We start from the raw sequence: 12,303 nt of genomic DNA on the forward strand, positions 1-12,303 counted from the left end.
GGGGATTCGCCTCGGACGTTACCGGGTAGTACATGTCCACCCCTACTAAAGCCGAGACGCGACTCCGACCCCGTATCCCGTCTCGAATTGGTGACTAACACGGCCGAAGAGTATAAGTACGGCTTGCGGTCCGGGCGGCGATTGTGAAACGATCATTCACTAGAGATGCCTGAATACCGTGTATTGTTTTCACACTACGGAGACGGGCCGACGTTCGAAGGGCTTATACCCGTCCGCGGACTGCGTCTATTCGTAATGGCAGACGGCAAGGTTGATTTCTTCAACGACACTGGCGGCTACGGTTTCATCGATACTGAGGACTCCGACGAGGACGTGTTCTTCCACATGGAGGACGTCGGCGGCGAGGACCTGACCGAAGGGACCGAGATCGAGTTCGAAATCGAGGACGCCCCCAAGGGCCCGCGCGCGAAGAACGTCGTTCGGCTGTAATCCCGGCCCGTTCTCCCGCCCTCGGCTCGTACTGTACCCGAACGAATCCTCCCTTTGTTTTCACGCCCTGTAGCCGGAGCTACGCGGTGCCGGGAGATAACACTCCGGCGTCCGGTAGAACTCTCGGAGAATAGATCGAAATGCCGGCCGATCGGCTATCCGGTGTGTGGGCGGTCCGAAAGGGCGTCGGTTACTCGATGTGGCCTTCGCGGCGCAGCTGTTCGGCGTCCTGGCTGTCGTAGCGCCACTCGATGTTGGCTTTCTCGTCCTGCCAGTCCCAGGGTTCGACGAGGACGGTGTCGCCCTCGTTGATCCAGACCCGGTACTTCATGCGGCCGGGGATCCGGCCCATCCGGCTTTTGCCGTCCTCACACTGGACGCGCACGTGGTTCCCGCCGTCGTGTTGGGTCACGACCGCGAACAGCTCGTCGTCGTTGGGCATCCGAAGGTTTCGACGCCCTGTCTCTTCGCTCACACCTAATCTACGCGCCGCACGTAATAAAAAGATGCGGGAGGGACGCCACCGGGTGACACGATCGATAGTAGCACTGGTATCGAGACCCTGCGAGAGAGAAACACCCAACGGAGGCGGGTTTGACAACGTTTTAACGGACCGTTCGACTTCACGGTTGTAATGAGCTACACGATCGGGCTCGTCGGCAAACCTTCCGTCGGCAAGTCCACGTTTTTCAACGCGGCGACGATGAACGACGTCCCCGAGGGTGCGTACCCGTTTACCACCATCGATCCGACCGTCGGGGAGGCGTACGCCCGCGTCGAGTGTGCGGCCCCGGAGTTCGGACATACCTGCACTCCGAACCACGGGTACTGCGAGGACGGGGTCCGGTTCGTTCCGACGAAGCTCGTCGACGTCGCAGGGCTCGTTCCCGGCGCCAACGAGGGCAAGGGCCTCGGCAATCAGTTCCTGACGGATCTCAACGAGGCCGACGTGTTGCTCCACGTTGTCGATTTCACCGGTAAAACCGACCTCGAGGGGGAACCCACGGAGGACCACGACCCCCGGGAGGACATCGATTTTCTCGAAAGCGAACTCGACATGTGGTATCTCGACATCCTGAAGAAGGGTATCGAGCGCTACGAGTCGGGCTATCACGGCGCCGAGCGGGACATCGAGGCCGATCTCGCCGAACAGATGTCGGCGTTCGGCATCGACGATGACGAACTCAAGCAGGTCATACTCGCGCTCGAGCTGCCCTTGGCTCCCGAGCCGTGGGACGAGGCCGACCGCCGGCGGCTCGCTCGCGAGATCCGCATCCGGACGAAGCCGATGGTCGTCGCAGCCAACAAGATGGACACCGAGGCGGCACAGGCAAACTGGGGGCCGATCACGAACGATCCCGGCTACGAGCACCTGACCTTCGTGCCGGTGTCGGCCCACGCCGAGAAGGCGCTGAAACAGGGCGACGAGGCGGGCGTCCTCGAGTACCGGCCGGGAGATAACGGCTTCGAGGTGACCGCCGACCTGCCCGCAGAGAAGGCGGCCGGTCTCGAACGGATCCGTGGTTTTCTCGACGAGTTCGGCGGGACCGGCGTCCAACGCGCCGTCGAGACGGCGCTTTTCGAGGAACTGGGCGCCGTCGCTGTCTTCCCCGGCGCACACAAACCGCAGGATGACGGGACGTTCCTGCAGGATTGTTTCGTCTTTCCGGGGGGATCGACCGCCGAGGAGTTCGCCTACTTTCTCCATACCGACATCGGTGAGGGCTTTCTCCATGCCCACGACGTCCGGTCCGATCGGCAGATCGGCGCCGACACCGAACTCGCACACCGGGACGTGATCGAGATCACGACGACGAACTGACCGCCCTCGACGCCATCCCCTGCACGATCGAGAGCCGGACGGCGCTGCCGGGCGCGAAAACCCCAATAGCGTTCGACCCCTCAATACAGTATGGTACGCTCTCTCCCCGAGCCACCGGAGGCCGGCGTCGTCAACGCTCTCCGGTTCGGGACCGATACTGTCCGGTTCCTCGAGGGGATTCAGGCCCGCTTCGAGGACGGCACGGCGGTCTCGATCCCCGGCCGGCCGCCGCTCGTCGTCCTGACCGGGCCGGACCTCGTCGCCGAAGCCCTCGAACGTCCGGACGACTTCCCCCGGGTTCCCGCGGGGGGTGCGGCCGCGATGATCGCCGAAAACGGGCTGGTACAGAGCGAGGGCGATCTCTGGGCACAGCAGCGCTCGATCGTGGCTCCCGCCTTCGGCGGTCGGCAGGTCACCGCCTACGCGAACACGACCGGCCGCCGGATCCACGAGCGGGCTGCTCGGTGGGCCGAAAACGGGACACACGGGACAGATCTTCACCGGCAGATGACGTCGCTGACCGTCCGGGTCGCCTCGGAAATCATCCTCGGCACGGACATCGGCAAGGCGCGAGCCGACCAGTTCCACGAGTGGATGCGGATCGCCGGCGAGGAGTTCGAGTTCGGCCTCGAGACGGTCCTTCCGGAATGGGTGCCGACGCCGACCTCACAGGAATTCCGCGAGGCGGCGACGGGGATCCGAGAGCTGAGCGAGGAACTCATCGACCGGCGACGGGAAGCCCTCGCCGCCGGGGACGAACCGGAGCATACTGACATGCTGACCATGCTGTTGCGGGCCGAGGACGATCCCGACATCGAGTACCCCGACAACCAGATCCGCGACGAGGTCGCGACCTTCCTTATCGCCGGCCACGAGACGACGGCGTTGAGTCTCACCTACACCTTGAGCTTGCTGTCCCGGAACCCCGACGCGCGCGAGCGGGTCAGGGCCGAGGCGGTCGAGGTCCTCGGCGGCGGGCCGCCGACCCACGACGATCTCGTCGACCTCGAGTACACGAAGCGTGCCTACCGGGAGGCGCTCCGGCTGTATCCGCCCGCGTGGGCCGTCTTCCGGCGAGCGAACGGCGACGCCGAACTCGGCGAATACGTCATCGAGGACGGGTCCGCGATCGTTATGCCGCTGTGGACGATCCACCGAGACAGTCGGTACTTCGAGAACCCCGGGGCGTTCGATCCCGACCGTTGGGGGCGTCGGGATCCAAAACGTGTCGCCGCCTATCGGCCGTTCTCCAGCGGACCACATGCCTGCATCGGACAGGGGTTCGCCATGGCCGGCGCGACACTCGTGTTGGCTCGTCTGGTTCGGGATTTCGACATCGACGTGTCGGAGACGGCCCTGGACGATCTCCGATTGACGCCGACGCTACGGCCGGCCGACGGTGTTCCGGCGACGATCACGCCCGTTCGGTAACCGACCGGAGTGTCCAGAGTTCGTCGCCTTCCCGGTGTCGTCAGTGGTCCTCTAGGAGTGCCTCGTCGCCGTATTCCTCCCGGAGCCGTCGGAGATACTCGCGTTGTTCCTCGATATCTTCGGGGAGTTCGGCGTAGGCGTCGGCGAAGAGGTCCTCCGGATCCGGTTCGATATCGGTCCCCTGATCGATCGCTTCGGCGACAGTTTCCGTGACCTCCGTCTCGATCGTGTCGATCGTTTCGTCGTCTAGCGTTCCCCGCTCTCTGAGATACGTCTCCATCCGCGGGATCGGATCCCAGCGCTTCCAGTATTCGACCTCCTCGTCCTCCCGGTACACCGTCGGATCGTCGGCGGTCGTATGCGCGCCGAAACGGTACTGGACGGCCTCGACGAGCGTCGGTCGCGTCGCCCGCCCGCTCGTTCCCTCGGGCGGCGCTCTCTCCGGGTCCTTGGCCCGCTCGACCGCCTCGGTAACGACCTCGAAGGTCGCGAGCGGATCCATGCCGTCGACTCTGATACCGGGGAAACCGTAGGCGTCGGCCTTCTCGGCGAACGTTCGGCTCGCCGTCTGTTGGTCCGCCGGGACGGAGATCGCCCACTGGTTGTTGTTGCACATGAGTACTGCCGGCACGTCGAAGACGCCGGCAAAGTTCGCGGCCTCGTGGAAATCCCCCTGGCTCGTCGCCCCGTCGCCGAAGTGACAGATGATCGCGTTTTCGTCCCCGCGGAGCTTCGACGCCCAGGCCATCCCGACCGCGTGGGGGATGTGTGAGCCGATGCCGATGTTCAGCGGCGCGATGTGGTGTTCGGTCAGTTCGGCGTTGCCCTCCTCGTAGCCCAGCCAGTAGCTGACGTACTCCGCGAGTCCGCCACGGTCGATGACCGAGCCGTGCTCGCGGTACTGATACAGCACCCAGTCATCCTCGGCGAGGGCGTACATCGAGCCGAACTGTGACCCCTCCTGTCCGGCCGAGGAGGCGTAGGTACCGAGTCTGCCCTGCCGCTGGAGGCTTATCATTCGCTCGTCGAAGTGTCTGGCGAGCCGCATGTCCCGATACAGTTCACGCATCCGGTCGTCGGACAGTGGCGGTTCGTAGTCCCCATCGAGGGGACGGCCGTCGACGTCGAGCCGCCGGTGAACGTCTGCGTCCTCGAATTCCATACTCGATTACCCGAACGCCGGGGATATAGCTTTAGGGAACGCGACCCCGATCCGAGTTCGGTGTGGCCGACGCGGGATCGCAAAGCGCTACCAATAAGTGCCCTCACGGCGCAGAAGACAGTAATCGAACCCGACTATGGCTGATTACATCATCGAAGAACAAGAACATCTATCGCCAGTCGTCGTCGGCACGACCGTCGTCCTCGTCGCGATCTTCGGGATCGGATTCCTCTATCAGCTCGTTTCGCTTCTGTTGTGACGACTCCGGGGCACACCGGTCTGCCCCGTAGGACCGGCTGGGGCGTCGAACACGCGTATCCGATCGGTTGTCATGGTGCTCCCACGATGACGAGAAGGTTCCACGCCGTCACGACCGCACCGACGACCGCGAGCGCGAACGGGACCGCGATCCGCCCCGGAGTTCGGAGCGCCCGCCACACGAGGTAAAACGACGGGAAGACGACCGTTTTGATGCCGAGAATCGCAGCGTGACCGTACGCCGCGATGAGCGGCTTTGCGACCGGCCCGGCTTCGGTGACTCCGCCAGTCGAGAGCCCCCAGAGGGTAGTTACCGTGTCACCGACCCCATAGAGGAGGAGTGCGGCGATCCAGACCCACCGGTCGTTTCCCCCCACCACCGGAACGGCGCGTTCGTCGTTCACACCCATCCCGTGAACTCACGGAAGTATAACTGCAACGGCGGCGAAGGCGAGAATCGACACGAAAACGGCCAGAACGACGAAATCGACGACCGGGGAGATATACGCCTCCTCGACCGGCTCGGTCGCCATCGGATCGGTCGTGTGTGGGTTGTCCGCGGCCATACCCGCGGGTACGGTATACCCGTATTTCAATATCGGAGTCGTTTCGAGCGCTGAGTCGGATCGCCCCGGTGTCGACACAACCGTCTCGTCCCCCTCGGAGACGGGTCGTTTCAAGTAGGTGGCCCTCCGAGACGGGGGCATGTACGATTCGATCCTCTTGCCGACCGACGGCAGCGAGGGTGCCACGGAGGCTCTCGAACACGCTCTCGCCGCCGCCGATGCCTACGGGGCAGATCTGCACCTCGTCTCGGTCGTCGACCGCCGGGTCGTTCTCGCCGCCGATACCGACGAAAAATCGTCGGTTCGAAGGGAACTCTCTGAGGACGCCGCGGCCGCGGTCGACCGGCTGGCGACTCGCGCCGCCGAGGCTGGCATCCCGACCACGACCGCGACACCCGAAGGCGTCCCATACCGGGAGATTCTCTCGTACGCCGACGGGGAGGCGATCGACCTCATCGTGATCGGCACCCAGGGTCGGACCGGACGCGAAAAGCGACTCAATCTCGGGAGCACGACCGAGCGGATCGTCAAGAAGGCCGAACGGCCGATCCTCGTCGTCGATATCGGGTAACCGCGATCACGCGACGGCGTTTCGGAGGGTACCGATGCCTTCGTAGTGGATCTCGATCTCGTCGCCGCGTTCGAGTAGCCCCGGATTCGCGGGGCTCCCGAAGCTGACGACGTCCCCCGGTTTGAGCGTCACCCGATCGGAGAGAAACGAGACGATCTGCCGTGGCTTGATTAGCATACTCTCGGTGGTGTCCTCCTGTCGGAGTTCGCCGTCGATGTGGGTCGTCATCTCGACGCCGACCGGTTCGATATCGGCGATGACGGGACCGAGCGGTCCAGAGGCGTCGAACGCCTTCCGCGCCGACAGCGATTCCTGGTCGAGGCAGTCGAGGTCGTTGAGGATCGTGTACCCTCGGACGACGTCGTCGACGTCGCCTTCCTCGATTCCCTTGCACTCGGTGCCGATGACCGCGGCCAACTCACCAGCGTACGTCAACTCCGAGGAAAACTCCGGGTACGGGATCGGCCGTTCGGGCGGATGCAACGACACCGGTGGCTTGATAAAGAACGTCGGATCGTCCGGCGTCTCATAGCCCATCTGATCGATCGTCTCGTCGTAGTTCCTCCCGGTACAGTAGAGCGCCGACGGTTCACACGGTGCGAGCAGGTCGTACTCCTCGGGGACGTAGGTCCCGTCGTCGGTGTGGACCGTCCCGTCGTCGTCGTCGTATTCTCCCTCCAGAATCCCGGCCGGTGTCTCGATGCGTGCGTGCTTCATACGGACGACGGCGACCGCCGCTTCCTTACGTGTTGCCATCGTCCGGCTCTACCGCAACGGTCACTCGACGGGGCGAACCAGCTCCGGGCGATCGTTTGACGGATCGTTCACCGCCGTCGACACCGGGTACGATCGGAACGGCTCCGGGGACGCCGGCTCGAAGGCGACATCCTCGCCGTCGAGCCACACCTCCTCTCTCCTTGGCGGGAGTATGACGGCCATCCGGTGGTGGAGGGGCTCGACGACCTCGTTCGGTTCCGTCGTCAGAACGGTGAACGTCTCGATCGGCTCCGCTTCCGACGTGGCGAGCGAACTCCCGCCGAAATCATCGAGACCGGTCTGGTGGGTCGGTGGCGTCCAGCGTTCCCAGAGCCCGGCCATCGCGAAGGGGCGGTCGTCCTCGAGGGCGACCCGATACGGCCGCGTCCCGTCGGCGGTCTCGACCCACTCGTAGAACCCGTCGGCTAACACGAGACACCGGCGGCTCTCGTAGGCCTCGGCGAAGGCCGGTTTGTCGGCGACCGTCTCCGACCGTGCGTTGATGTGGCGTTCGTTCGCGTCGTCGGCCCACCGCGGAACGAGTCCCCACTCCAGCCGCCGGACGCTGTCGGGATCAGCGTCGGTGATGACCGGAAGCGCCTGCCCCGGAGCGGCGTTGTACCGCGGCTCGAACGCGAACTCGAAGGTCGCATCGAACCGCGCTTCGAGATCGGGACGGTCGGCGAAGAGACTGTAGCGGCCACACATGCCGACAGCTACGGCCTCGCGATCGATATAGGTGGCGAACAGGTGGAACGCGGTCGATCCGACGGCGGTGTTCCACACGACTGCCCCGGCCGCCGTCGGCGATCCGTTACGTCACGGGGCCTCTGGTCCCGGGATGGTACTTAAACCATCGTGTCGATCGACCGCGAATTTAAACGATATCACGACGTACAACCCGTGTGGCCGACGAGGAAACGCCGACATTCGCCATTCCGAAGCGTCCGACCCGGCGGTACCTGCGGCGCGGCGGCGTCGAATACGATGGCGAAACCGTGTTCTCGCTGTCTCCTCACACGAGGCGCGACGACGAATCGCTTCGGGAGCTCGTCGAGCGGGTCCTCGAGGAGGGGCCCTACCGGTACGGCGACTGGTTCGACCTCCCGATGCCGCTGTATCTCGTCCACGACGACCGAACGGGGGATACGTTCCGGGTCGCCGTCCGTGACGACACCGTCGAACTGCACGTCCTCCCGGAGACCGGTACCGATGGGCTCCGTGCGTTCTACCGGCGGACCGACGCGCGTTCGGAGACGGGCTGGGACGTGACTTGCCGAACCGATTGATCGGCTCTAGGCGACGATCCGGCCGATCGATGGTTCCCGGTCGAAACCTCTCACAACCACTATTAGCGACGCGGTGCAACACCGGTATAACGTTTCTCATGACAGCAAACGGCAGCCCCTACGCGTCACACACCGACGCCGAGACGGAGGCGATGCTCTCGGCGATCGGAGCCGAAAGCGAGGCCGAACTCTTCGATATTCCCGAGTCGGTCCGGTTCGACGAATCACTCGGGATCGAACAGCGGGGCGAACAGGCGGTCCGATCGCTCATCGACCGGACGCTCGAGCGAAACGACGATCTTATCGAGTTTCTCGGGCGCGGACACTACGATCACTACGTTCCTTCGATGGTCGACCAACTGTCGTCTCGATCGGAGTTCCTGACGAGCTATACCCAGTACCAACCCGAGGTAGCCCAGGGTTTCCTGCAGGCGCTTTTCGAGTATCAATCGATGCTCGTCGAGCTAACCGGGCTCCCGGTCGCGAACTGCTCGATGTACGACGCGGCGACGGCGCTCGGTGAGGCCGCGACGCTCGCGATCCGCGTGCGGGCGGTCGACGGGGACCGGGTACTCGTCCCCGAACGGCTCCAAGAGGGGCGCCGCCGAACGCTCGAGAGTTATCTCGTCGGCCACGATGTCGGGATCGAAACGTATCCGATGGCCGACGGGATCGCCGACGTCGAGGCGCTCTCCGAACGGATGGGCGAGGAGACGCTTCTGGTGTACGCCGAAACACCGACAGTCCGGGGAACGATCGAGGAACGACTCGACGCGATCGGGGATCTGGCGGCCGACAGCGGCGCGCTATTCGTCGTCGGCTCCGATCCGGTCGCGCTCTCGGTACTCGAACGGCCGGCAGATGTGGGCGCCGACGTCGCCATCGGCGAGGCTGCAACGCTCGGACTACCGGCGGCGTACGGCATGGGAACGGGACTGTTCGCCTGCCGGGAGGAGTTTCTCAGACAGGTTCCCGGACGCCTCGTCGGCGCCAGCGAGGACGCGAGCGGTCGTCGCGCGTACACTCTGACGCTTCAGACCCGCGAACAGCATATCCGACGCGAGCGGGCGACTTCCAACATCTGTACCAATCAGGCGTGGGTCGCGTTGCGGACCGCGATGCATCTCGCCTGGCTCGGACCGGACGGACTGATCGATCTCGCGGAAGACTGTGTGACCCGACCGAAAGAACTCGCCGCCCGGATCGACGACATCCGGGGTATCGGGGCACCGGTCCACGACCGACACCACTTCAGGGAGTTCGTCGCCCGCACCGACCAGCCCGCCGCCGCCGTCGCGGCCGACCTCGAACGCGACGGCTACGCTGTCCACGTCCTCGACGAACACGAGATTCAGATCTGTACGACCGAGACGAACGAGGACGCGATCGACGGCTTCCTCGAGGCGCTCCGGGAGGCGGCACGATGACCGGGTCCGACGGGGGCCCCGATCCCGACGATCCACTCGAATACGACCAGGCTCGCTGGAGCGTCGACGACTCCCGGTACGAGCCGCTTCTGTCCGAGAAGAACACCGACCGAGTGACCGTCGAATCCTCGCTTCCGGACGGGCTGACACGCGATGAGCTGACGCTCCCGTCGCTCCCGGAACCCGCGCTCGCCCGCCACTACACCCGGCTCTCGGAGATGAACTACGGCGTCGAGTCGGGTCCGTTCCCGCTCGGCTCCTGTACGATGAAGTACAACCCGAAGTTCACCGAGGACGTCGCCGCCCGTCGCGAGGCGTCGGTCCACCCCGATCGGTCGGAACGATCCGTTCAGGGTCTCCTCGAGATCCAACACCGCCTGCAGGAGCAACTCGCGACGATCGGCGGTATGGACGCCGTCACGCTACAGCCGCCGGCCGGCGCCGCCGGCGAGTTCACGGGGATCCTCATCGCGAAGGCCTATCACGAGGCCAACGGTGACGATCGGACGGAGGTCGTGGTTCCCGATTCCGCACACGGGACCAACTTCGCGAGCGCGGCGATGGCGGGGTACGACGTGGTCGAGTTGCCGAGCGGCGACGACGGCCGGGTCGATCTCGAGGCGCTTTCGGCGGCCCTCTCGGAGCGAACGGCGGCGTTGATGCTGACGAACCCCAACACCCTCGGGCTGTTCGAACGCAATATCACCGAGATCGCCCAAATGGTCCACGAGGTCGGCGGCCTGCTGTACTACGACGGGGCGAACCTCAACGCCCTGCTCGGGCGCGGCCGCCCCGGGGACATGGGGTTCGACCTTATGCATTACAACGTCCACAAGACCTTCGCGACACCCCACGGCGGCGGCGGCCCGGGAGCCGGTCCCGTCGGCGTGACCGAGGAACTCGCGGAGTTCCTCCCGGATCCGCACGTTCGACGGGCGGACGGCGGGTACGAACGGTATACCCCGGTCCGTTCGATCGGGAAGGTCCACGGCTACGAGGGAAACTGGCTCGTATTGCTGAAGGCATACGCGTACATTACCCGCCTGGGCGGGGCGGGACTGACCGACGCGAGCGCGAAAGCCGTGCTCAACGCGAACTACCTCGCCGAGCGGATCGAATACGAGGTCCCCTTCGGGCCCTTCCACCACGAGTTCGTCGCGAGCGCGGGCGAGCAGGACGCTGCCGACGCCGCGAAACGGATGCTCGATTACGGCGTCCATCCCCCGACGACGAAGTGGCCGGAGACCGTCGACGAGGCGCTGATGACCGAACCGACCGAGATAGAGCGCAAACGAACCCTCGAACAACTCGCCGCGGCGTTCAACGCTGCTCGGGCGGACGACACGGAAACGCTCGAGGACGCTCCACAGCGGACGGCCGCCCGACGGATCGATCAGGCGTCGGCAGCGCGAAACCCCCGGCTCTCCTGGCAGGCGCTGGACGACGAATAGAACGATCGATACGATTCTCGCCGTCTTTTTCGCTCCGCTGATCCGTATAGCTATACCCCCATCTGGTCGATTCTATATCGTTTTATACGATTTATGTATGTTCGCGCTACAGAAGTTGAGACCGGCCAGCCCGATGCGTAGTTGGTAGTGAGGGAACGAAACGGTCGTGTGAATACCGTACTCTATCGATCGAAAGCGTAGCTACAATCATCGCGACTGAGAAACCGGACAAACACTTAATATACGCCGTATGACGACACCTGTGGTCTGATAATAACAGTGTTTATTACCTATCCCGAATTACATAGTATTGTGACGGACGAACAAAATAATTCCACGAGTTGGATAGGTTCACTCACCCGATTTCAGTGGCTAGCAGTTGCATTAGTCGTTATCACTGGCGTTCTCCACGTCTATGCTGGTATCGTCGAGGGACGGATTCCCGTTGCACTCGCAGGTGTCGGCTACGCCGGTGCTCTCGTGCTCTTTCTGTTCGACTACCGGCGGCGATTGCTCTATCTGATCGGGATTCCGTATACGGCCGTGCAGTTCCCCCTCTGGATCGTGGCCAAGTCAGAATACGGGACGATTGACTACGTTGACAAGGCGGTTCAGGTCGCCTTGATCCTCGTGTTTATCTATCTTTATCTGAACACACCGTCGGAGCCAGCCGGGAACACGGCAACGGCAGCGGACTGAACGTGCGCATTAACGCGACGTCTATCGCGGTCAGTTATCCCGAATCACCATAATTTTCACCCGATTCACGCCGTCGAAGTCACGAAGGCGGTAGGTCAATTCCCGAACGCGTTCGCCGGTCCCCTGGCAAAACAAGGATTCGAGACACCACTCCCCTTGGTGTGTGTGAGTCGTGCTGGACACCGTGGAGTTCCCCGATCACCTCGTGATGGCGGTAGTCGAAGGCGACGAGCGCGATAACGTCCTCGCTGAGGTCTTCGAGTCGGGAATGCGACTCGATGTACTCCTGCATCGCTTCACGGACGGCCCGGGATCGGTTGTCCAACCCCTCATCCTGCCAGACCTGATCGAACTCGTCAATCACCGTATCGGGAATATTGAAACTCGTTCGCATACGGTCATATTTGATATCCGGACACAA

At 63.8% G+C, this 12,303-nt stretch carries 15 protein-coding genes and 1 pseudogene; 9 read left to right on the forward strand and 7 right to left on the reverse strand.

Annotated features, from left to right (window positions below):
- The first annotated feature begins 255 nt into the window (after positions 1 to 255).
- Complete coding sequence (locus KM295_RS02595) at positions 256 to 450, forward strand: cold-shock protein (protein WP_256028306.1); 195 nt, start codon at positions 256 to 258, stop codon at positions 448 to 450.
- A 190-nt stretch (positions 451 to 640) separates the two neighbouring features.
- On the opposite strand, the gene eif1A is transcribed toward KM295_RS02595, so the two are convergent.
- The gene (gene eif1A / locus KM295_RS02600) at positions 641 to 925 is read right to left on the reverse strand and encodes a translation initiation factor eIF-1A (protein ID WP_256028307.1); all 285 of its coding nucleotides are present in this window, start codon (positions 923 to 925) and stop codon (positions 641 to 643) included.
- 159 nt (positions 926 to 1,084) lie between these two features.
- Between eif1A and KM295_RS02605 the strand changes: the two genes are divergently transcribed.
- Together KM295_RS02605 and KM295_RS02610 are read left to right on the forward strand one after the other, a co-directional pair.
- Positions 1,085 to 2,272 (forward strand): redox-regulated ATPase YchF, encoded by a 1,188-nt coding sequence (locus tag KM295_RS02605; protein WP_256028308.1) that lies wholly within the window; start codon positions 1,085 to 1,087, stop codon positions 2,270 to 2,272.
- Between the two features lie 90 nt (positions 2,273 to 2,362).
- Positions 2,363 to 3,703 (forward strand): cytochrome P450, encoded by a 1,341-nt coding sequence (locus KM295_RS02610; RefSeq protein WP_256028309.1) that lies wholly within the window; start codon positions 2,363 to 2,365, stop codon positions 3,701 to 3,703.
- Positions 3,704 to 3,743: 40 nt separating this feature from the next.
- Here KM295_RS02610 and KM295_RS02615 read toward each other — a convergent pair whose 3' ends face one another.
- Positions 3,744 to 4,865, reverse strand: a complete 1,122-nt coding sequence (locus KM295_RS02615) for a thiamine pyrophosphate-dependent dehydrogenase E1 component subunit alpha (protein WP_256028310.1) — start codon at positions 4,863 to 4,865, stop codon at positions 3,744 to 3,746.
- 136 nt (positions 4,866 to 5,001) lie between these two features.
- Here KM295_RS02615 and KM295_RS02620 point away from each other — a divergent pair, with 136 nt between their 5' ends.
- A complete protein-coding gene (locus tag KM295_RS02620) occupies positions 5,002 to 5,124 on the forward strand; it encodes a hypothetical protein (RefSeq protein ID WP_256028311.1) in 123 nt (40 codons plus the stop codon).
- 70 nt (positions 5,125 to 5,194) lie between these two features.
- Here the strand turns inward: KM295_RS02620 and KM295_RS02625 are convergent, their stop codons facing one another.
- Entirely contained in the window at positions 5,195 to 5,527 is a 333-nt protein-coding gene (locus KM295_RS02625; RefSeq protein WP_256028312.1) for a DUF5658 family protein, read from the reverse strand.
- A gap of 15 nt (positions 5,528 to 5,542) precedes the next feature.
- Positions 5,543 to 5,689 (reverse strand): hypothetical protein, encoded by a 147-nt coding sequence (locus KM295_RS02630; RefSeq protein WP_256028313.1) that lies wholly within the window; start codon positions 5,687 to 5,689, stop codon positions 5,543 to 5,545.
- Positions 5,690 to 5,828: 139 nt separating this feature from the next.
- On the opposite strand from KM295_RS02630, the gene KM295_RS02635 reads away from it, so the two are divergent.
- Positions 5,829 to 6,260: a universal stress protein gene (locus KM295_RS02635; protein WP_256028314.1), complete on the forward strand. Its 432-nt coding sequence runs from the start codon at positions 5,829 to 5,831 to the stop codon at positions 6,258 to 6,260.
- A 6-nt stretch (positions 6,261 to 6,266) separates the two neighbouring features.
- Here KM295_RS02635 and KM295_RS02640 read toward each other — a convergent pair whose 3' ends face one another.
- Together KM295_RS02640 and KM295_RS02645 are read right to left on the reverse strand one after the other, a co-directional pair.
- Positions 6,267 to 6,977, reverse strand: a complete 711-nt coding sequence (locus KM295_RS02640; protein WP_256028540.1) for a fumarylacetoacetate hydrolase family protein — start codon at positions 6,975 to 6,977, stop codon at positions 6,267 to 6,269.
- Positions 6,978 to 7,037: 60 nt separating this feature from the next.
- A complete protein-coding gene (locus KM295_RS02645; protein WP_256028541.1) occupies positions 7,038 to 7,724 on the reverse strand; it encodes an SOS response-associated peptidase in 687 nt (228 codons plus the stop codon).
- Positions 7,725 to 7,921: 197 nt separating this feature from the next.
- On the opposite strand from KM295_RS02645, the gene KM295_RS02650 reads away from it, so the two are divergent.
- The 4 genes from KM295_RS02650 (at position 7,922) to KM295_RS02665 (ending at position 11,882) form a co-directional block, all read left to right on the forward strand.
- Complete coding sequence (locus tag KM295_RS02650; protein WP_256028315.1) at positions 7,922 to 8,305, forward strand: hypothetical protein; 384 nt, start codon at positions 7,922 to 7,924, stop codon at positions 8,303 to 8,305.
- Between the two features lie 98 nt (positions 8,306 to 8,403).
- Positions 8,404 to 9,732 (forward strand): aminomethyl-transferring glycine dehydrogenase subunit GcvPA, encoded by a 1,329-nt coding sequence (gene gcvPA, locus KM295_RS02655; RefSeq protein WP_256028316.1) that lies wholly within the window; start codon positions 8,404 to 8,406, stop codon positions 9,730 to 9,732.
- A complete protein-coding gene (gene gcvPB / locus KM295_RS02660; RefSeq protein WP_256028317.1) occupies positions 9,729 to 11,183 on the forward strand; it encodes an aminomethyl-transferring glycine dehydrogenase subunit GcvPB in 1,455 nt (484 codons plus the stop codon). Before gcvPA ends, gcvPB begins: the two co-directional genes overlap by 4 nt.
- A 312-nt stretch (positions 11,184 to 11,495) precedes the next feature.
- Entirely contained in the window at positions 11,496 to 11,882 is a 387-nt protein-coding gene (locus KM295_RS02665) for a hypothetical protein (RefSeq protein ID WP_256028318.1), read from the forward strand.
- 30 nt (positions 11,883 to 11,912) lie between these two features.
- Here the strand turns inward: KM295_RS02665 and KM295_RS02670 are convergent.
- Positions 11,913 to 12,276, reverse strand: a pseudogene (locus KM295_RS02670) (CopG family ribbon-helix-helix protein).
- Positions 12,277 to 12,303 lie beyond the last annotated feature (27 nt).

The sequence above is a fragment of the Natronomonas aquatica genome (assembly GCF_024449025.1).
Taxonomy (GTDB): domain Archaea; phylum Halobacteriota; class Halobacteria; order Halobacteriales; family Haloarculaceae; genus Natronomonas; species Natronomonas aquatica.

What these genes read in the sequence shown, in the direction of transcription:
- KM295_RS02595 (WP_256028306.1), top strand. Translation starts at nt 256, where the DNA reads ATGGCAGACGGCAAGGTTGATTTCTTCAACGACACTGGCGGCTACGGT.
- KM295_RS02635 (WP_256028314.1), top strand. Translation starts at nt 5,829, where the DNA reads ATGTACGATTCGATCCTCTTGCCGACCGACGGCAGCGAGGGTGCCACG.
- KM295_RS02645 (WP_256028541.1), bottom strand. Translation starts at nt 7,724, where the DNA reads ATGTGTGGCCGCTACAGTCTCTTCGCCGACCGTCCCGATCTCGAAGCG.
- KM295_RS02610 (WP_256028309.1), top strand. Translation starts at nt 2,363, where the DNA reads ATGGTACGCTCTCTCCCCGAGCCACCGGAGGCCGGCGTCGTCAACGCT.
- KM295_RS02640 (WP_256028540.1), bottom strand. Translation starts at nt 6,977, where the DNA reads ATGAAGCACGCACGCATCGAGACACCGGCCGGGATTCTGGAGGGAGAA.
- gcvPA (WP_256028316.1), top strand. Translation starts at nt 8,404, where the DNA reads ATGACAGCAAACGGCAGCCCCTACGCGTCACACACCGACGCCGAGACG.
- KM295_RS02605 (WP_256028308.1), top strand. Translation starts at nt 1,085, where the DNA reads ATGAGCTACACGATCGGGCTCGTCGGCAAACCTTCCGTCGGCAAGTCC.
- gcvPB (WP_256028317.1), top strand. Translation starts at nt 9,729, where the DNA reads ATGACCGGGTCCGACGGGGGCCCCGATCCCGACGATCCACTCGAATAC.
- KM295_RS02620 (WP_256028311.1), top strand. Translation starts at nt 5,002, where the DNA reads ATGGCTGATTACATCATCGAAGAACAAGAACATCTATCGCCAGTCGTC.
- KM295_RS02615 (WP_256028310.1), bottom strand. Translation starts at nt 4,865, where the DNA reads ATGGAATTCGAGGACGCAGACGTTCACCGGCGGCTCGACGTCGACGGC.
- KM295_RS02630 (WP_256028313.1), bottom strand. Translation starts at nt 5,689, where the DNA reads ATGGCCGCGGACAACCCACACACGACCGATCCGATGGCGACCGAGCCG.